Below are 17,848 nucleotides of genomic sequence, written 5' to 3' on the forward strand. Positions count from 1 at the left end.
GTGGTCGCCGGCGCCGGGGGGGGGTGCCGCCCGCGGCGCGGCGCCCGCGGGCGCCGAGCGGCCCCCGCCGGCCCCCCGGGGGGGGGGGGGGGGGGGGGGGGGGGGGGGGGGGGCCCCCCCCCCCCCCCCCGCGACCGCGTCCGTCACGCCCGGGGCGTGACCGTCCGCCTCGTCGTCAGCTGGACGCGAGGAGCTGGAGGGTGTCGATCACCCGGTTCGAGAAGCCCCACTCGTTGTCGTACCAGGCGACGACCTTGACGTGGCGACCGTCGACGCGCGTCAGGGCCGAGTCGAAGATCGAAGAAGCCGGGTTGCCCACGATGTCGGACGAGACCAGCGGGTCCTCCGAGTACTCGAGGACACCCGCCAGCGGGCCGGCGGCGGCGGTGCGGTAGGCCTCGAGGACGTCCTCGACCGTCACCTCGCGGGAGACGGTCGTGTTGAGCTCGACGATGGAACCCACCGGCACGGGCACTCGGATCGAGTCGCCGGCCAGCTTGCCGTCCAGGTTCGGCAGCACGAGGCCGATGGCCTTCGCGGCGCCCGTCGTGGTCGGCACGATGTTGACGCCGGCGGCGCGGGCCCGACGGGGGTCGCGGTGGGGGCCGTCCTGCAGGTTCTGCTCCTGCGTGTAGGCGTGCACCGTCGTCATGAAGCCGTGCTCGATGCCCGCGAGGTCGTCGAGGACGGAGGCCAGCGGCGCGAGGGCGTTCGTGGTGCACGAGGCGTTCGACACGATCGTGTGCAGATCGGCGTCGTAGGCGTCGGTGTTCACCCCGTAGGCGAGGGTGACGTCGGCGCCGTCGGCCGGAGCGCTGACCAGGACCTTCTTGGCCCCGGCGTCGAGGTGGGCGCGGGCGGCCTTGGCCGAGGTGAAGCGACCGGTGGACTCCAGGACGATGTCGACGCCGAGCTCGGCCCAGGGCAGCTGTGCCGGCTCCCGCTCGGCCAGCACCTTGATGCGGTGCCCGTCGACGACGAGGGTGTCGCCGTCGACGCTGACCGGACGCCCCAGGCGGCCCGAGGTGGAGTCGTACGCGAGGAGTCGCGCGAGGGCCGTGGGCTCCGTGAGGTCGTTGACGGCGACGACCTCGAGGGAGGTTTCGCGCTCCAGCAGCGCGCGCAGCACATTGCGTCCGATGCGGCCGAAACCGTTGATGGCGATACGAGTCATGAGCGGTGTCCCTTCCGATTCGCCACCCAGGTTCGCTCGGAAGTCCCGGCTCGACCAGCGGCGCGATCGCCACGGTCCGCAAGTATCGCGCCACGATGCCACCGGGAGCCGCCGATGCCGTGCGGGTGCGGTCCAGTGCTCTGACCGGGAAGGTTCACCGGGGTCAGTACGCTGAGCCCGGCTGCGGTGGACAAGGAGGTCGGCATGACGCGGAGACCGTCGACGGACGAGGCCGTGGGACTGCTCAAAAGCGAACTGGGGTCAGAGCGGCGAGCGCTTGACGATCTGGTCACGGAAGACCTGTGGCGCGCCTTCCTCCGTTTCGGCCGACGGCTGTTCGACGTCCCGGACGCACCCGACGCCGACGGCCTTCTGTTCCAACACGGGACCCACGCGTTCGACGGCCCTCCGACGTTCGTCCTGGACCTCACCCGGCAGTTCGAGGTCTCCGACAGCGATGGTGATCACGACCATTACGTGCAGGTTCATTGCGAGCTCAGATACGGACTCGCACCCGCCCTGGAGGCCCTCGGAAGCTTCGACTCGTGGTTCTTCCACGACGCCGGAGACGATCTCGAAGAGTGGGCTCAAGGACTGACCGGACGGGCGGCGTGGGCAACGATCCACAGACGCAAGCCGACGGAGATCAGGGTGTACCAGGAGCAGGTGTAGTCGCAGACCGCCACCGTGGTGAGACGCCCTCCCCAGGGGACACCCTCCTCGCTTCGGATGCGGGCTCGTTCACGTCGTTGGGCTGCGAGGACATCGGAGTGGCGGTCGTTCTGGTGGCGGGCATTCTGATCGCGCCGGTGCAGGGAGGCGTGCAGGGCCCGGGTCTGGACCGTGTGGTGGGGGTGGTGGGAGTCGGCCAGGGCGAACTCCCACAGCGGCCCGAAGTGGGCCTCGACGGGATCGGCCCAAGAGGCGTGGGGCGGGGTGAAGCACGGTTCGACCTTGTTCTTCGCCGCCCACCTGCGGGTCTTCCAGCAGGTTGAAGAGCGAGCTAGTCGCCCTGCGCGAAGGTGCGTCGGTACTCGCTCGGCGTGGTGCCCAGGATGTGCTGGAAGTGGAGCCTCAGATTGGCGCCCGTCCCCAGGCCGACGTCGGAGGCGATCTGTTCCACTCCGCGCTCGGAGCGTTCGAGCAGTTCACGGGCCATGTCGATGCGGGCACGCATGACCCACTGCATCGGCGTGTACCCCGTGTCCTCGACGAAGCGGCGCGAGAACGTCCGTGCCGACACCGCAGCGTGCCGGGCGAGGACCTCCAGGGTGAGCGGCTCGCCGAGCCGGTGCAGCGCCCACTCCCGGGTGGCGGCGAACCGCTCGCCGAGTGGCTCCGGCACGCTCCTGGGCACGTACTGCGCCTGGCCGCCGCTGCGGTACGGCGCGGCCACGAGGCGGCGGGCCGCGTGGTTCGAGGCGGCCACGCCGAGGTCCCCGCGCAGGACGTGCAGGCAGAGGTCGATGCCCGAAGCGGCGCCGGCGGACGTCAGCACGCTGCCTTCGTCGACGAAGAGGACGTTCTCGTCAACGTGGATCATCGGGCGTCGGGCCGCGAGGGCCCTGGCGTAGTGCCAGTGCGTCGTGGCGCGCTTGCCGTCGAGGAGTCCGGTCGCGGCGAGGGCGAAAGCACCCGTCGAAATGGCGGCCAGCCGTGCACCCCGGTCGTGTGCGGCGATCAGCGCGTCGACGACGGCCCGGGGCGGCTCCTCGCGGTCCGGGTGGCGGTAGCCCGGCACAAAAACGATGTCGGCCCAGGTGAGCGCTTCCAGGCCGTGGGCGACCTGGTAGGACAGACCGTCACCACCGGCCACCAGCCCGGGTTCCGCTCCGCACACCCGGACTTCGTACGGCATGCTCGCCCGGGTCGTGAACACCTGTGCGGGGATGCCGACGTCGAGGGGCTTCGCACCTTCCAGTACGAGGACGGCGACACGGTGGAGACGAGAAGCTGGCACGTCTACGAGGGTACGCGGATCGTTGTCCGTGCTGGTCAGCGGTCCGGTCGGACGGCCCCGCAGCCGAGCCTTCCGAAGGACGGTCGCAGCAGAGGGGAACGGACCCCGGGTCGGTGCACTGGTCAGGTCGCCGGGCCGGGCTCCTGGAGGGCTCGGCCATTGCCGCTCCGATCGGACCATGCGCGGGTGTGCGTGCAGAAGCCGCGGTCGGGACCGGAGAGCGTGCCGTGGGCGTCTTCGTCGCCCATCCGCCGGAAGCGCAGGGCCGGGGGCGAAGCACGGAGGGCGCCGCCGTCCCCGAGGGATCCGAGACGCCCGGGACGGTGCACCCCACCGTCAGGACGGCGAGCGGGCCCGCAAGCATGCGACTCCGCCCATTCCACCCGTGCGTCATCTCAACACCGTTTCTTATCGAGTCCGTTGCACGGAGCCGTAGCTGCGGCCAGCCTCATGATCGGATTGTCCGGAGCGGTTGTCCTTCGTCAGGGGACCGGCTTCGGAAGGGTTCTCCTGGGAAGCGCCCCCGCACACGAACGAAGTGAAACCGTCCGAAAATCGCCCCCGTCGCCAGGAACCGATCGCCGGCAGCGGCACTCCTGCTCATTGACCACAGGGGGCACCTGCACACCCGAAGCAGCCCCCCGTTTCCGCCTCCACCCCACCGGGCGCCGCTCCGCCCGATCCGGAAGAAGCCGAGGAATCACCGTGCCCCTGCCTCCACACCGCCGCCTGTCCGTGAGCGTCACTGCGATCGCCGCCCTGGCCACTGCCGTCATCCCCGCCACCAGTGCGTTCGCCGCTCCCCCCGCCCCCGTCCCCGCCCCCGCCCCCGCCGCAAGGACTTCGCCGGCGGTCCCCGCCCCTGACATGGAGGGTGTGGTCGCCGCGCTCGATTCGGCCATGGCCAACGGCGCACCGGGGGCCATGGCCCGGTTCACCGGCCCCGGCGGGGTCGAGGCTCGGACCGTCGGAGTCCGGAACCGGACATCGGGAGCACCGATGAACGTCCATGCGCGGTTCCGGATCGGCAGCGTCAGCAAGACCTTCTCCACGGTCGTGTTGCTCCAGTTGGTGGAAGAGGGTCGGCTGGAACTCGACGCACCCGTCAACCGGTACCTGCCCGGGTTGCTGCCCGACGACCGCATCACGGTCCGGCACCTGCTCACCCACCGCAGCGGACTCGCGGACTACACGAACGCCATGTTCGAGGAGACCGTGCCCGGTTTCGAAGCCGTACGGAACCGGGTGTTCAGCTACCAGGAACTGGTGGACCTCTCCTTGAGCGAGCCCCGCACCACCGAGCCGGGCCAGGCGTACCGGTACTCCAATGCGAACTTCGTGGTCGTCGGCATGCTCATCGAGAAGCTCACGGGCAGGCCGGTGGGCGATGCCTACGAGCGACGCATCTTCAAGCCCCTGAAGCTGCAGAAGACCTCGTACGTCCACCCCGACACCCGGATCAAGGGGCTGCACGTGCGGGGTTACCTGCACCCGGACGCCGCCGGTGAACCGCTCGTGGACTCCACGGAGCAGACCGTGTCGTGGGCCCAGTCCGCCGGGGCGGTCATCTCCAGCCCCGCCGACCTGAACACCTTCACCAGCGCGCTGATGCGCGGGCGGCTCCTGTCGCCGGCCATGGTCGAGGCGATGACGACGGTCACCCCGACGGACTCCACCGGAACCCGGTTCTACGGGTTGGGGCTGCGCCGCTACGACCTGTCCTGCGGCACCCAGGTGTACGGACACACGGGTACCGTGCAGGGCTTCTACACCTATGCGTTCTCGACCCGCGACGGTCGGCGCAGCCTTTCGGCCATGGCGAACACCTCGAACCACGGGGCCGCCAACACGGCACTCGGCGGGACGCTGGAGGCGGCCTTCTGCGGCGCGAAGCCGTCGGTGGCGCCGTCCTCGCGCGCCTCCTCCGCTCCCACGGCCGGTGACGTCCAGCCGTTGCCCGCTGAGCGGGACCTTCCGGAGCGCCACTGACGGTCCGTCGACGCGGCAAGGTGATCGTGTCCGGGCAGTCCCTCCGGTCGTCGGCGCAGGCGGATCGTCGGCTCCGCGCGGCCCGTCACTGACGCTCAGTGCCGGGTCGGGGAGTCCATGACGCTCCGGTGCCGGGCCGGTGACTCGGACGTCGAACATCCGGTCGGGCACACGGTCCCGGGCGCGAGCTCCAGGACCGTGTCGGCGGTCCCGGGCGGGCTCGCCCCGGGCATCGGGGGCAAGCCCGCCTTCGTTCCCACAGCGGTTCGGCAACCCGCGGCACATTCGGCAGCCCGCGGCGCACTCGATGACGGGGCTGCCCGCAGCCGTCCCCGAAGCGTTCTCCCGACCGTCCGGCGGGGTTTCCGTTCCGGGCGACGGTGCCGTGCGCACCCGCTAGGGTGCTCGGCGGAAGCGCCGGACGGTTGTGGAGGAAGCATGGCGAGAAGGATGCGCGAGGAATCCTTCCGCGCTGAACAGGAGGAGGGGCGCTATGCCCCCCACGTCCGGCCCGTCAACGAGATGGTCGACGCCTTGCGCCAGCAGGACGGGCGGGGCTGGATGCCGTACGTCGCCCCCTGGCACGGCGGGGCGGAGGCCCGCGTGCTGTCCTTGTTGCGGGACCCGGGGCCCAAGACGCAGGCCGGCACCGGCTCGGGATTCCTGTGCGTGGAGAACGACGACCCCACGGCAGAACTCCAGGCCCAGAAGTTCGAGGAGGCCGGGATCGCTCCGCACGAGGTCACTCCGTGGAACGCCTACCCCTGGTACATCAACCGCTCGCCGAACGCGGCCGAGCTCCGGGCCGGTGCCGCGGTCCTGGAACGACTGCTGGGTCTGATGGCGAAACTGGAGGTCGTGCTCCTGCAGGGCAACGAGGCGAAGGACGTGTGGCGCCGTCTGCTCACGGCCCGTCCCGAAGCCGTCCGCGAGAGGTCCCTGGAGGTGGTCAGCACCTACCACCCGGGGCGACAGGCCCTCTTCGTGCGCGACCCGGAGGAACGCGCCCGCCGCGCACAACACCGCATCGATGCGTACCGGAAGGTCGGCGACGCCCTTCGGAAGTCCGACGGACGACGCTGAAGCCCGCCGGTCGGGTCCTTCGACGCCGTGTCCGACGGAGCGGGGACGGCTGCAAGGATCCCCGCCCGCGTCAGCCGGTAAGGGTCCGCGCAGCCCACGTCTCCCGGCTCGCGAGCAGCAGTGAGGAGGGGCGGTCGTACCACGAGCCGGTTTCGGGGAGCTCACGGACCCACACGGGGACCTCGGGCTCGAACCTCACCACCGTCAACGTGTTCCAGCCGTGGGGGATCTCGTCCCATGCGACCCCGAACTGCTGGGTGACCGCCACGACGGTCGCCGCGACCCGCACCGCGGCCCTCTCCTCGGCGCACCGGAAGCAGACGTCATAGATCTTCCCGACCGGTATCTCCGCGTAACAGTGAGAGAGGAAGAGGGCCACTTCATTGGCGGAGCGGCGGGGTAGGCACCTGCCGAAGGCCTCGAGGGCTCCGCCGTCCGCACGGCTCTCGATCCGCAGAACGCGCTCGACGAGCGGGGTGTCCGCTTCTGACCTCAAAGCGCCCTCCTCGTGTCCATGGTCTTGGGCATCCGTTCCCAGCGGCGCCCGGCGGACTTCGGACCGGGAGCAGGGGGCCGCATCCCTCATGCCGGGGGGTGGTGTCCCGCCAGGTCTCCGGGGTGGGTGTTGGCGCCGCAGAGGACGACGCAGACCTTCTCGCCGGGCGCCGGGCGATAAGCGCTCCCAGCGGGTCGGTCTTCGTCCTCCGGGGGAAGGACGGCCAAGGCAGTGGCGGCGGCGTGTTCGACGGCAAGGCGGCGGTCGTCCCAGAGGGCCCTGCGGGCACGGACGATGTCACGGTCCGCGACGAGGAAGGATCGAACGCCTTCCTGCTGGGCGGCGCTCACGGCGAGGGGAGTGGCACGACGGGCTCCGAGGGCGTCGGCGGCGACGGAGTCGACCGTGACGTCGACGGGTCGTCCGGCCCGGAGTGCTGCATCGAGGGCACGGCAGTTCTCGGGTTCGACGGCGACCGTGCGGATCCCGTGGTGCCGGGCCGCGGTGGCCACGCCGGCGAAGAGCCCACCGCCGCCGACCGCGACGACGACCGTGTCGAGGTCCGGCACCTGGCGGTGGACCTCGTCGAGGAGGGTGCCGGCTCCTGCGGCGATCAGGGGGTGGTCATAGGCATGGGAGGCAAGGGCACCGGTATCGGCGGCGAACTCCTCGCAGGCAGCCAGCGCCTCGGCGTACTCCGTCCCGACGAGGCGTACGTCGGCGTCGTAGCCGGACAACTTGTCGATCTTGAACTGAGGTGCGGTGGCGGGAAGGAAGACGGTGGCCCGGACGCCGTGCTCGCGGGCCGCCCAGGCGCAGGCGAGCCCTGCGTTGCCGCCGGAGGCAAGGGTGATTCCGGCATCCGGGAGGGTGCCCTCCTCCTGGTGGGCGAGGAGGAAGTTCTGTGCACCGCGGGCCTTGAAGGAACCGGTGTGTTGCATGAGCTCCAGTGCGAAGCAGAGGGTGTACGGCCCGTCCCCGGCCTCGGCTTGCGTCACCGTGACGGGACGGACGTGGCCGCGGATCCGGTCAGCGGCGGTTTTGACGTCGGCGTACGCGAGTGGCTGCACCAGATGCTCCTGAAGGGGCCGGGACCGGACGATCGTGGAGACGATCTTCTCAATGCCCACCGATCACGGGAAGAACGGCCCCGAGGAGAAGGGCGGAGCCGTGCCGGACCCACATCCCGGTCAGGGGCTCTGGTGGGCGGGAACCAGCGGGGACGGGGCATCTGTCAGTGCACGGGCGAGGGCCCTGGCGAAACCGTCCGGGTTGTCCAACATCAGGTTGTGTCCCGCTCGGGGCACCTCCAGCACCGGGATGCCGTGCTCGGCCGCATCCTCCGCCTCGGCATGGGGCAGGCTCAGTTCCCCGACCAGGAAACTCCGGGGCCCGGCAAAGTCGATCAACAGCTTGCCCGACGCGGGCACGTCACCCGTCACCAAGGCGACCGCGCTGCGATGGACGGCCCGTGGATCGGCGAGGCGCAACCGGGCTGCGTAGTCCGGACGCTCGGTGTCGGCAAGCATCCGGGCGAATCCCTCCGCCACGAAGGCGTCCTCGTCCTGGGCGGCCACCGGCGCGCTGAACTCCCCTCCCCCCGCGTACAGGTTCGGCTCGGCCACCACGAGCCTGCCGACCAGATCGGGGCGGGACGCCGCCAGACGGATGGCCACGGCACCGCCCATGGAGTGGCCGACGAGGTCCACGGGCGGGACGCCGAGGTGGTCGAGGACAGCGGCCACCGTCGCCGCCTGGGAATCCATGCGGTAGTCGAAGTCCCGGGGGCGGTCGCTCAGTCCGTAGCCGAGCAGGTCCACCAGCAGCGCCCGGCCCCCGCCCAGGGCGGGGTGTGTCGCAACATGGGCGAAGTCAGAGGCTCCGGTGCAACCGAGTCCGTGCAGGAACACCCGAACGGGCCCCTCACCCGGCATGTCGATCCACCGGATGTGTGCCCGCTCCTCGGCCAGGAACAGCTCTCGCATGGTGCTCTTCTCCCCCGCGCCCCGTCGTACCGCCTTCAGGAGGCACACCCTAGTGGCGAGAACTAACAAGGCCCCGCCGAAACGTCGACCGGCCGGGAGCAGGGGGTGTCGGATAGCGTCGGGGGTGCAAGCCGACGTCTCCGAACGCCCTCCGAAAGGACGCACGCCGATGCCCCTCTCCGGCGAATACGAGCCCAGCACTTCGACGTGGGTGCGCAACCAGGTCGAGCTGTACGAATCCTCCGGAGGTACCAAGGGAACGACCATGCGGGGCCTCCCCGTCGTCCTGGTCACCAACCTCGGTGCCAAGAGCGGCAAGCTCCGCAAGACCCCGCTCATGCGGGTCGAGCACGAGGGTGCGTACGCGCTCGTCGCCTCCAACGGCGGCGCGGTCAAGCACCCCGTCTGGTACCACAACCTGGTCGCCGCGCCGCTCGTCGAAGTGCGTGACGGCACGGAGGTGCAGGACATGATGACCCGCCTCGTCACCGGCGAGGAGCGCCGGGTCTGGTGGGACCGGGCCGTCGAGGCGTTCCCGGACTACGCCGACTACCAGCGCAAGACCGACCGGGAGATCCCCCTCTTCGTCGCCGAACCGGTCACCCGGGAGTCATAGGTGCACTGCACCGGGAGCCGCGCCGCGCTCGGCACGTGGGGGCCGGACTTCCGGTGCCCCTTCGGCCGCACGGCCGTGCGGCCCTGCCCTGCATGGACGGCCGCACGGATTCGCCCGACGACGGTTCGGGAGGCACCGTGCGTCCCGGTGTCACGGCGCCAGCACCGTGAGGAGATGGCTGACCTCGCGGGCCACGGCAGCGCGGGCCGGAGTCAGATAGCGACGGGGGTCGACCGTCTCGGGGTGGCCGGCGAGGTGGCCGCGGACCGCCTCGGTGAAGGCCTTGTTCAGGTGGGTGGAGACGTTCACCTTGGTCATGCCCGCTGCGACGGCCGCGGTGAGGTGCGGGTTCGACACTCCCGAGGAACCGTGCAGGACGAGCGGGACGTCGACGGCGGCGCGCAGTCGGGCGATCAGGGCGAAGTCCAGGACCGCATCCCGAGTGACCATCTGGTGGGCGCTGCCCACTGCCACCGCGAGCGCGTCGACGCCGGTGGCGGCGACGAAGGCACGGGCCTCCTCGGGGTCCGTCCGTACGCCCGGGGTGTGCGCCCCTCCCTTGCCGCCGACCTCGCCGAGTTCGGCCTCGACCCAGACGCCGTGGCGGTGGCAGTGCTCCACGACCTCGCGGGTCGCGGAGACGTTCTCCGCGTACGGCAGTTTCGCGGCGTCGAACATGACCGAGCCCAGACCGAGGGTGATTGCCTCGCGGACGAGGTCGGGGTTCTCCGCGTGGTCCAGGTGGACGGCAACGGGGACCTTGGCGGCGCGGGCGACGGCCAGGGAAGCGAGCGCGACCGGCTCCAGGGCTCCGTGGTAGCGAACGGTGTTCTCGCTGATCTGGAGGACGACCGGTCGGTCGGCGTTCTCCGCGCCGGCCACGATCGCGTGTGCGTGTTCGAGTTGGAGGACGTTGAACGCCCCCACCCCCCTGCCCGCGGCCCGGGCACGGCGGACGATCTCATCAGTGGGCGTGAGCGGCATGGTCCTTCTCCCGGAAGCGGGCCGGCACGGGACGACGGTCAGGCACGGACGTCGGTGAGGACGACGGAGCGGGTCAGGTTCCGGGGGGTGTCCGGGTTCAGCCCCCGGTCCTCGGCGACCGCAACGGCGAGGCGCTGGGCCCGGACGAGGTCCGCAAGCGGGTCGAGGTCGCTCTCGACGAGCGTGCCGCCCACCTTCCGCACCTCGTCCGCGAGTCCGACGGGCAGGGCACCGAAGCCCCAGGTCACCCGACCGGGACCGGTGATGCTGATCGGGCCGTGGCGGTACTCCATGGAGGGGTAGGCCTCGGTCCAGGCGCCGGCGGCCTCGCGCATCTTCAGACCGGCTTCCAGGGCCAGGCCGTAGGTCCATCCCGAGCCGAGGAAGGTGAACTGCTCCGCCGTGCGCACGTTCTCGTCGAGCGGGGAGGCGAGGGCCTGCTCGGCGTCCCGTGCGGCCTCTTCGACGGTTCCGAGCCCTTCCGGGAGGGCTTCCTCGGACTCCAGGTGCGCACGGAGCAAGGAGAGGGCAGTGGTCGCGAAGCGCGTCTGTACGACGGACTCCTCGTCGGCGAAGTCGAGGACGGCCACCTCGTCCGCGAGGTCCATCACGGGGGTGGTGGGGTCTGCCGTGATCGCGCCGGTGGGAACCGTGCCGCGCAGTCGGGACAGTACGGCGAGGACCTCGCTGGTGGTGCCGGAGCGCGTGAGGGCGACGACCCTGTCGTAGCGGCGGCCGAAGGGGAACTCGGAAGCGGCAAAGGCGTCGGTCTCGCCGTGACCGCCGGACTCGCGCAGCTCCGCGTAGGCGAGCGCCATGAACCAGGAGGTGCCGCAGCCGACCACCGCGACCCTCTCGCCCCGTCGGGGCAGGGCCGCGACGTGCCGGGACAGCGTACGGGCCGACTGACGCCACGTGGCGGGCTGGGAGGCGATCTCCTCGGCGGTGCGCGTGCTGGTCATGCCGATCTCCTTGCAAGAAAGCTGCACGATAATGACGGAAGATGCGTGAAGACGGCTCCATTCAAGCAGAAACATGCAGGCCTTTTCCAGGTCCTCGACCTAGCGGCCGATAGAATCGGACGCGCGCACGAGCGGGATCGCAGCATGAGCACGACCCCGCGGAGGGAGGGACCCATGTCCAAGCACGACCGGTGGAACACGCTCCTCGAACTACTGGCGGCTTCGGGGAAGTTGGAGGTGGAAGAGGCGGCAGCGACGCTCGACGTCTCCGCCGCCACGATCCGCCGGGACCTCGACGAGCTCGCCGCACAGCAGCTGCTGGTGCGGACGCGCGGCGGAGCGGTCGCCCACGGCGTCTCGTACGAGCTGCCCCTGCGGTACAAGTCGACCCGCAGGGCACCGGAGAAGCGACGGATCGCCGAGACCGCGGCGGACCTGGTCGCCCCCGGCGAGGTCGTCGGACTGAACGGCGGCACCACGACGACGGAAGTCGCCCGCGCACTGGCCTTGCGCTTCGCGAGCGGCCGGGCGGAGGCTCCTGGAGCCGTACTGGCCGCCCCCGCCCTGACCGTGGTCACCAACGCCCTCAACATCGCGGGAGAGCTCGCGGTGCGCCCGCAGATCAAGATCGTCACCACGGGCGGCGTCGCCCGTCCCCAGACCTACGAACTGGTCGGCCCGCTGACGGTGGGAGTGCTCAACGAAGTCGTGCTCGACGCAGTGGTGCTCGGCGTCGACGGGATCGACCCCGAACTCGGCGTGATGGCGCACCAGGAGGACGAAGCCAGCATCAGTCGCCTCTTCACGGAGCGCGCCAGCCGCGTCGTCGTGGTGACCGACTCCTCGAAGATGGGGCGGCGGGCGTTTGCGCGGATCTGTGGTCTGGACCGGATCGACCTCCTGGTGACCGATACCGACATCACCCCGGAGGCGGTTGCCCAGCTCACCGAAGCAGGGGTCAAGGTGCTCGCCGTTTGACTCATTGGTATCCCCGTAGACCAATTTCACCGCCGGTCGAACAAAGACTTCGTGTGTTCACGCAGTAATTACCGCATGGATGTATACCTTTAAGCCCTCCTCCCCCATCATGTCTGCGACGTGCCACCGGGGCACACCGCGACACGAGAGGCGGAGCATGATTCCCATCAGTCGCAGGGGGTTCGTCGGCATCGGCGCCGGGCTCATGGCGGGAGCCGCCCTACCGCCGGCCCGGGCGTCCGCGGCCGCGAGCAGCGCGACCGGCACCCTCACCGACGTCCGGCACGTGGTGATCCTCATGCAGGAGAACCGCAGCTTCGACCACTACTTCGGCACCCTGAAGGGCGTACGGGGGTTCGGCGATCGCGCCGCGGGCAACCTGCCGGGCGGCTGGGGCATGTTCAACCAACCCAACTGGGGCAGCCGCCAGTACCCCTGGAAGCTCAGCGACACCCCGCCCGCCGGCGGCGTCGACGGCGAGACCCTCGCGCAGTGCAACGGCGACCTGCCCCACAGCTGGACCTCCCAGCACGCGGCGTGGAACAAGGGCCGCCTCGACAACTGGGTCACGGGCGTGGGCAACACCCGGACGCTGGGCCACCTCGACCGCGGGGACATCCCCTTCCACCACGCGCTCGCCGACCACTACACGATCTGCGACGCGTACTTCTGCTCTGCGCTGAGTTCCACCGGCCCCAACCGGACCTTCCTGTGGAGCGGGAAGATCGACGCGTCCAGCAAGGACGGGGGCGAGGAGTCGGGCCTGACCTGGGAGACGTACGCCGAGGCGCTCCAGCGCGCCGGAGTGAGCTGGAAGGTCTACCAGAACGCCCAGGACAACTACGGCGACAACGGCCTCGCCTACTTCAAGAAGTTCACCAGTGCGCGCCCCGGAGACCCGCTCTACGACCGGGGCATGGGCTCCGTCCCGAAGGTGACCGGCTCGACGCCGGACGACATCGCCGCGGCGATCCGCGCCGACGCCCTCGCAGGCACCCTTCCGCAGGTGTCGTGGGTGGTGGCGAGCGAGGCCTTCTCCGAGCATCCCTACGCTCCGCCCGGAGACGGCGCCCACTTCGTCGACCTCGTCTACCGCGCACTGGCCGCGAACCCCGACGTGTTCGACTCCACGGTGCTGTTCCTCAACTACGACGAGAACGACGGCTTCTTCGACCACGTGCCGCCGCCGATCGCCCCTCCGGGCACACCGGGCGAGTACATCGACGGCGTGCCGATCGGGCTGGGCTTCCGCGTCCCCATGCTTGTCATGTCCCCGTGGACCAGGGGCGGCTGGGTGAGCTCCGAGGTCTTCGACCACACCTCCGTGCTGCGCTTCATGGAGACCTGGACGACGGCCCTCGGCACCCCGGCCCTCTGCCCCCACATCAGCACCTGGCGGAGGAAGGTGGCGGGCGACCTCACCGGGGTCTTCGACTTCGCCAACCCGGTGTACGGAGTGCCCTCCGGCCTTCCTTCCACGGCAAAGGTCATCGGCCAGGCCACCTGCGCTCCGCTACCGAACCCGGCCCCCCAGAACAACGCCCTGCCCTCCCAGGAACCCGGCACGCGCCCGGCACGGGCCCTGCCGTACCAGGCGAACGGCAACCTCGACCGCTTCGAGTTCGGCGCCGCGGGAAAGGTCCTGGCCTGGTTCTCGATGACGAACCAGGGCCCGGAGGCCAAGCGGTCGGCACACTTCTCGATCCATCCGCACCAGTACCGGGACACCGCCGCCTGGCAGTACACCGTGGACCCCGGCGACACCGCGTCCGACTACTTCAACATAGGCCTGGGGTGGGGTTCCGGTAAGTACGACATCTCCATGATGGGCCCCAATCGCTTCCTGCGCCGGTTCATCGGGGACGCCTCCAAGGCGGGCCGCGCCATCGAGGTGGCGGCCCGGTTCGCCCCCGAGGCGGGCACGGGGAAGACGGCCCTGTGGTTCGAGATGACCAACGCCTCGGCGGGACCGGTCACCTTCACGATCCGCTCGAACGCCTACCGCTCGGACGGCCCGTGGACGTACACGGTGCCGGCGAACTCCAGTCGCGAGGACTTCTTCAACGCGGTCGCGTACAACGACGGCTGGTACGACTTCACGATCGTCGCCGACATCGACGGGACCTGGTCGCGCCGCTACACCGGCCACATCGAGACCGGGGCGCCCAGCACCAGCGGCTGACCGCCAGGCTCACGACCGGGCGGCGATCCTCTGCCGCCGCCCGGTGACGGGCGGGGCGGGTCACCGGCCGGCATGCGCGGCGCGGCGGACCGCGGCGTCGAGAAGGGCCAGTGCGTCGGCGGCGGTGCGGCCGGGGGCCCTGTTCCACGGGCCGATCAGATCCCGCCACCCACGGGCCCGAAGCTCCGTCATGATCCAGGCGGCGGCTTCGTTCATGGTGTCCGCGCCGCCGTAGCCGAGGCGGTGGGCGGCGAGGAGGGCTCCGCAGACGCACCGGGCCCCTCGGGCGTTGCGCAGTTTGTACGGAGCGTTCTGCCAGCCCCACTCCGTCAACACCAGACGGGCGTAGCCCAGGTGGACCGAGGGGCGCAGCTCCACCTGCCCGATGCGGCGCCAGGCATGGAGCCGGTCGGGCAGCGCGGCGCCGATCCGGCCGGGGATGCGGCGCTCGTCCGGGACCTCCTGGGGCAGGGCGGCGAGGGCATCGGCCACCAACCGCTCCACCGGCACGCTGAGCAACTGCCGCCAGTCCGCTTCCGTCGGGGCCGACTCTTCGACAGGGATCGCGCCGGTGACGATCTGCCGCCAGGCCACGTCCTCGAAGAGCGCGGCGGCCTCGCGGTCAAGGTCATCGGGGGTGAGCAGCGAAGGGGAAGGGGGCATCGAGGTGGCTCCTAGGTTGACTACCTCCATCTTTCATCCTTAATGTCCATTTTGCGAGTTTTGACCCTCGCGGAGAAACGATCGCGTCGCATCGAGCCGCCCCGATCAAGCAGTCGCATCACACCTAATTTCCGCACATTTACTCATGAATGGAATTACTTCCCATATCAGACATAAGCCATCGAGTGACGGGATTCACTCCCCACCCCATCCGCGCGACGGAAGCACTCCCCCACCCCTTGCCGGACAAGGAAGTTCGAGGCCCCGGGGAGATCACCGATCTTGAATTCGCAGAATTGTTTGATCAATTCCCCGACGCCCGGGAACCACTCCCCTTGTTATTCATTGCATTGCTGGCCTACGGTCACCTCCATTCGAGCGGATCGCCTAATCCTGCCGCCGCTCGACACACCTCCCTTTTCACCCGACGGCAGGAGCGGGGGACCCACGAATACGCCGGTCCGGTGATCCGGAACGGCTCGGGGTGCAGCCGCGTGTGCGCGGCCGGACACCTCCCGTCCGAACCCGACAGCTCACCTCGCAGGCACCGGAGAGGAACCCGTCATGCCTGCTCACGCCAAGCACCGCCGCCCCCGCCGCAGTCCCGTCTCCCGTGGCCTGGCCCTGGTGGGCACGGGTGGCGCCGCACTGAGCCTGCCGCTGGTCGTACCGGCCGCCGCCCATGCCGCTCCGGCGTCCACGGCCCCGGAAACGGCCACCCGGCCCTTCACCGCCCCTGCTGCCCCGGCCGCCGCCAAGACGGTCACCGCCCCGGCCGCCGCGCGCACCTACACCGTCGTGAGCGGTGACTCGCTTTCCCTGATCGCCCACAAGAAGGGAATCCAGGGCGGCTGGAAGAGCCTTTACCGGACGAACAAGGGAGCGGTGGGTGACAATCCGTCACTCATTCACCCCGGTCTGAAGCTGACGATTCATAAGGGTTCTGCAAAGCCCGTTCCCACGCAGGCCAAGCCGAAGAAGTCCGCCACGACCGAGCGCGCGAGCCGTTCCGAACGCCGCCCGGCCGCCCCCGCGGTGTCCACCGGCACCGGTGCGTCCGCAGCACAGGCCGCCCCCGCCTCGGTCAAGGCCGCTCCGGTCGCCGCCACCAACTACGCCGACAACCTCGACGGCTGGATCCGGGAGTCGCTGGCGATCATGGCCCAGCAGGGCATCCCCGGCACCTACGACGGCATCCTCCGCAACGTCATGCGCGAGTCCTCGGGAAACCCCAGGGCCATCAACCTCTGGGACTCCAATGCCGCCGCCGGCACCCCCTCGAAGGGGCTGCTGCAGGTCATCGAGCCGACCTTCCTCGCCTACCACGTGCCCGGTACGTCCATGGACCTGTACGACCCGGTCGCCAACATCACCGCCGCCTGCAACTACGCGGCCGACCGGTACGGCTCCATCGACAACGTCAACGGGGCGTACTGACCCGCTGCCGCCGGAAGTGCTCGTCGAACCAGGAGGTGGCGAGCTCCGCCACCTCTTCCAGGGCCCCCGGCTCCTCGAAGAGGTGGCCGGCGCCCTCCACCACGGCGAGCCGGTTCTCACACCGCAGCAGCGCCCGGGCCTTCCTGTTGAGGTCGAGGACCAACACGTCCGCGCCCCCCACCACCAGGAGCGTGGGGGCGCGCACCCGTCCCAGGCGCTCGCCCGCGAGGTCCGGCCGGCCGCCGCGCGAGACGACGGCGCTCACCCGGGACGCGGGGTCGCCGGCCGCCCACAGCGCAGCCGCCGCGCCGGTGCTCGCCCCGAAGTACCCCAGGGGGAGCCCGGTGCCCTCGGGCCGCGCGGCCAGCCACTCGGTGGCGCCCACGAGCCGCCCGGCGAGCAGGGGGGTGTCGAAGACCCTTGCCCGGTCCGTGGCCTCCGCCTCGGTCAGCAGGTCGAAGAGCAGCGTCCCGAGCCCCGCCCGGTTGAGCCCGGCGGCAACCGCCCGGTTCCGGGGGCTGTGCCGACTGCTTCCGCTGCCGTGGGCGAACAGGACGATGCCCCCTGCTCCCTCGGGCACCGCGAGCCGTCCGGCGAGCGTACGGCCGGTGACCGGGATCCACACGTCCGTGTCCTGCACGACCGGGGCGCGCGCGGCCCTGTTCCGGTCCAGGCAGGCGACGACCTCGGCGTCCTCGGTCTGTGAGAAGTCCTGGTAGAACTGCCCGATCGCGAAGAACCGGTCCGGCGTGTGCACGCTGACGGTCTCGTCGACCTCCCCGCCGAGCCGGGTCGTCCAGCCGCGCGGGGCCACCGGGACCGCGAGGACGATCCGGGCAGCGCCACGGGCGCGGACCACCCGGCAGGCCGCCAGGGCCGTGGCTCCGGTCGCCAGGCCGTCGTCGACCACCACCACCGTCCGTCCGTCGAGCGGCACGGACGGCCGGTCGCCCCGGTAGCGGAGGGCCCGGTGGTCGAGCTCCACGTGCTCCCGTGCTTCCACGGCGGCGAGGTCCCGGTCGCTCACCCCGACCTCGCGGAGCACCCGCTCGTTGAGCACCCGTACGCCCCCCTCCCCGAGCGCCCCCATCGCGAGCTCCGGTTGGTGGGGGACCCCGAGCTTGCGCACGAGACAGATGTCGAGGGGCGCGTCGAGGGCGTCCGCCACCTCGGCCGCCACGGGCACGCCGCCCCGCGGGAGCCCGAGGACCACGACGTCCCGGTCCTTGAGGTGGTCGAGCCGGGCGGCAAGCTGTCGCCCCGCGTCACTGCGGTCGCTGAAGAACATGATCGGCCGCCCTTCCGCCTGCGCGGCTCGGGCCCGGGGAGGAACACGGTC

16 protein-coding genes, 1 pseudogene and 1 riboswitch are annotated in these 17,848 nt (G+C 70.7%); of the genes and pseudogenes, 7 read left to right on the top strand and 10 right to left on the bottom strand.

Annotated features, from left to right (window positions below; genetic code table 11):
• Positions 1-175: 175 nt before the first annotated feature.
• Complete coding sequence (gene gap / locus ACFW22_RS19965) at positions 176-1,174, bottom strand: type I glyceraldehyde-3-phosphate dehydrogenase (protein ID WP_386406204.1); 999 nt, start codon at positions 1,172-1,174, stop codon at positions 176-178.
• Between the two features lie 186 nt (positions 1,175-1,360).
• Here gap and ACFW22_RS19970 point away from each other — a divergent pair, with 186 nt between their 5' ends.
• Positions 1,361-1,846 (top strand): hypothetical protein, encoded by a 486-nt coding sequence (locus ACFW22_RS19970; protein WP_386406207.1) that lies wholly within the window; start codon positions 1,361-1,363, stop codon positions 1,844-1,846.
• 20 nt (positions 1,847-1,866) lie between these two features.
• On the opposite strand, the pseudogene ACFW22_RS19975 reads toward ACFW22_RS19970, so the two are convergent.
• Both ACFW22_RS19975 and ACFW22_RS19980 read right to left on the bottom strand, forming a co-directional pair.
• Positions 1,867-2,160, bottom strand: a pseudogene (locus ACFW22_RS19975) (IS630 family transposase); the annotation flags it as partial.
• Between the two features lie 17 nt (positions 2,161-2,177).
• Positions 2,178-3,134, bottom strand: a complete 957-nt coding sequence (locus ACFW22_RS19980) for a GlxA family transcriptional regulator (RefSeq protein WP_386406210.1) — start codon at positions 3,132-3,134, stop codon at positions 2,178-2,180.
• 705 nt (positions 3,135-3,839) lie between these two features.
• Here ACFW22_RS19980 and ACFW22_RS19985 point away from each other — a divergent pair.
• Together ACFW22_RS19985 and ACFW22_RS19990 are read left to right on the top strand one after the other, a co-directional pair.
• Positions 3,840-5,123, top strand: a complete 1,284-nt coding sequence (locus ACFW22_RS19985; RefSeq protein WP_386406213.1) for a serine hydrolase domain-containing protein — start codon at positions 3,840-3,842, stop codon at positions 5,121-5,123.
• A 438-nt stretch (positions 5,124-5,561) separates the two neighbouring features.
• On the top strand, positions 5,562-6,206 hold the full coding sequence (locus tag ACFW22_RS19990) for a uracil-DNA glycosylase (protein WP_386406216.1): 645 nt from the start codon (positions 5,562-5,564) through the stop codon (positions 6,204-6,206).
• A gap of 70 nt (positions 6,207-6,276) precedes the next feature.
• Here ACFW22_RS19990 and ACFW22_RS19995 read toward each other — a convergent pair whose 3' ends face one another.
• The 3 genes from ACFW22_RS19995 to ACFW22_RS20005 all read right to left on the bottom strand — a co-directional run bounded on the left by ACFW22_RS19995 (position 6,277) and on the right by ACFW22_RS20005 (position 8,687).
• The gene (locus ACFW22_RS19995) at positions 6,277-6,702 is read right to left on the bottom strand and encodes a hypothetical protein (RefSeq protein WP_386406219.1); all 426 of its coding nucleotides are present in this window, start codon (positions 6,700-6,702) and stop codon (positions 6,277-6,279) included.
• A gap of 86 nt (positions 6,703-6,788) precedes the next feature.
• The gene (locus ACFW22_RS20000) at positions 6,789-7,772 is read right to left on the bottom strand and encodes a threonine/serine dehydratase (RefSeq protein ID WP_386406222.1); all 984 of its coding nucleotides are present in this window, start codon (positions 7,770-7,772) and stop codon (positions 6,789-6,791) included.
• A gap of 120 nt (positions 7,773-7,892) precedes the next feature.
• Positions 7,893-8,687 carry an alpha/beta fold hydrolase gene (locus ACFW22_RS20005; protein ID WP_386406225.1) on the bottom strand — a complete coding sequence of 265 codons (795 nt, stop codon included), beginning with the start codon at positions 8,685-8,687 and terminating at the stop codon, positions 7,893-7,895.
• A 169-nt stretch (positions 8,688-8,856) separates the two neighbouring features.
• Here ACFW22_RS20005 and ACFW22_RS20010 point away from each other — a divergent pair, with 169 nt between their 5' ends.
• On the top strand, positions 8,857-9,303 hold the full coding sequence (locus tag ACFW22_RS20010) for a nitroreductase family deazaflavin-dependent oxidoreductase (protein ID WP_386406228.1): 447 nt from the start codon (positions 8,857-8,859) through the stop codon (positions 9,301-9,303).
• A gap of 150 nt (positions 9,304-9,453) precedes the next feature.
• On the opposite strand, the gene ACFW22_RS20015 is transcribed toward ACFW22_RS20010, so the two are convergent.
• The gene (locus tag ACFW22_RS20015; RefSeq protein ID WP_386406231.1) at positions 9,454-10,287 is read right to left on the bottom strand and encodes a ketose-bisphosphate aldolase; all 834 of its coding nucleotides are present in this window, start codon (positions 10,285-10,287) and stop codon (positions 9,454-9,456) included.
• 38 nt (positions 10,288-10,325) lie between these two features.
• Positions 10,326-11,249: an SIS domain-containing protein gene (locus ACFW22_RS20020; protein WP_386406234.1), complete on the bottom strand. Its 924-nt coding sequence runs from the start codon at positions 11,247-11,249 to the stop codon at positions 10,326-10,328.
• A 174-nt stretch (positions 11,250-11,423) separates the two neighbouring features.
• Here ACFW22_RS20020 and ACFW22_RS20025 point away from each other — a divergent pair, with 174 nt between their 5' ends.
• Positions 11,424-12,227, top strand: a complete 804-nt coding sequence (locus ACFW22_RS20025; RefSeq protein WP_386406237.1) for a DeoR/GlpR family DNA-binding transcription regulator — start codon at positions 11,424-11,426, stop codon at positions 12,225-12,227.
• Between the two features lie 157 nt (positions 12,228-12,384).
• On the top strand, positions 12,385-14,409 hold the full coding sequence (locus ACFW22_RS20030) for a phosphocholine-specific phospholipase C (protein ID WP_386406240.1): 2,025 nt from the start codon (positions 12,385-12,387) through the stop codon (positions 14,407-14,409).
• Positions 14,410-14,469: 60 nt separating this feature from the next.
• On the opposite strand, the gene ACFW22_RS20035 is transcribed toward ACFW22_RS20030, so the two are convergent.
• The gene (locus tag ACFW22_RS20035) at positions 14,470-15,102 is read right to left on the bottom strand and encodes a hypothetical protein (RefSeq protein WP_386406243.1); all 633 of its coding nucleotides are present in this window, start codon (positions 15,100-15,102) and stop codon (positions 14,470-14,472) included.
• A 344-nt stretch (positions 15,103-15,446) separates the two neighbouring features.
• A riboswitch (cyclic di-AMP (ydaO/yuaA leader) is annotated at positions 15,447-15,632 on the top strand.
• A 4-nt stretch (positions 15,633-15,636) separates the two neighbouring features.
• On the opposite strand from ACFW22_RS20035, the gene ACFW22_RS20040 reads away from it, so the two are divergent.
• Positions 15,637-16,509: a transglycosylase SLT domain-containing protein gene (locus ACFW22_RS20040; RefSeq protein WP_386406246.1), complete on the top strand. Its 873-nt coding sequence runs from the start codon at positions 15,637-15,639 to the stop codon at positions 16,507-16,509.
• Here the strand turns inward: ACFW22_RS20040 and ACFW22_RS20045 are convergent.
• Positions 16,493-17,797 (bottom strand): phosphoribosyltransferase family protein, encoded by a 1,305-nt coding sequence (locus ACFW22_RS20045; protein ID WP_386406249.1) that lies wholly within the window; start codon positions 17,795-17,797, stop codon positions 16,493-16,495. The genes ACFW22_RS20040 and ACFW22_RS20045 overlap by 17 nt on opposite strands.
• Positions 17,798-17,848 lie beyond the last annotated feature (51 nt).

It is taken from the genome of Streptomyces sp. NPDC058872 (assembly GCF_042743065.1).
Taxonomy (GTDB): Bacteria; Actinomycetota; Actinomycetes; order Streptomycetales; family Streptomycetaceae; genus Streptomyces.

What these genes read in the sequence shown, in the direction of transcription:
- gap (WP_386406204.1), bottom strand. Translation starts at nt 1,174, where the DNA reads ATGACTCGTATCGCCATCAACGGTTTCGGCCGCATCGGACGCAATGTG.
- ACFW22_RS19990 (WP_386406216.1), top strand. Translation starts at nt 5,562, where the DNA reads ATGGCGAGAAGGATGCGCGAGGAATCCTTCCGCGCTGAACAGGAGGAG.
- ACFW22_RS20005 (WP_386406225.1), bottom strand. Translation starts at nt 8,687, where the DNA reads ATGCGAGAGCTGTTCCTGGCCGAGGAGCGGGCACACATCCGGTGGATC.
- ACFW22_RS20010 (WP_386406228.1), top strand. Translation starts at nt 8,857, where the DNA reads ATGCCCCTCTCCGGCGAATACGAGCCCAGCACTTCGACGTGGGTGCGC.
- ACFW22_RS20015 (WP_386406231.1), bottom strand. Translation starts at nt 10,287, where the DNA reads ATGCCGCTCACGCCCACTGATGAGATCGTCCGCCGTGCCCGGGCCGCG.
- ACFW22_RS20020 (WP_386406234.1), bottom strand. Translation starts at nt 11,249, where the DNA reads ATGACCAGCACGCGCACCGCCGAGGAGATCGCCTCCCAGCCCGCCACG.
- ACFW22_RS20025 (WP_386406237.1), top strand. Translation starts at nt 11,424, where the DNA reads ATGTCCAAGCACGACCGGTGGAACACGCTCCTCGAACTACTGGCGGCT.
- ACFW22_RS20030 (WP_386406240.1), top strand. Translation starts at nt 12,385, where the DNA reads ATGATTCCCATCAGTCGCAGGGGGTTCGTCGGCATCGGCGCCGGGCTC.
- ACFW22_RS20035 (WP_386406243.1), bottom strand. Translation starts at nt 15,102, where the DNA reads ATGGAGGTAGTCAACCTAGGAGCCACCTCGATGCCCCCTTCCCCTTCG.
- ACFW22_RS20040 (WP_386406246.1), top strand. Translation starts at nt 15,637, where the DNA reads ATGCCTGCTCACGCCAAGCACCGCCGCCCCCGCCGCAGTCCCGTCTCC.
- ACFW22_RS20045 (WP_386406249.1), bottom strand. Translation starts at nt 17,797, where the DNA reads ATGTTCTTCAGCGACCGCAGTGACGCGGGGCGACAGCTTGCCGCCCGG.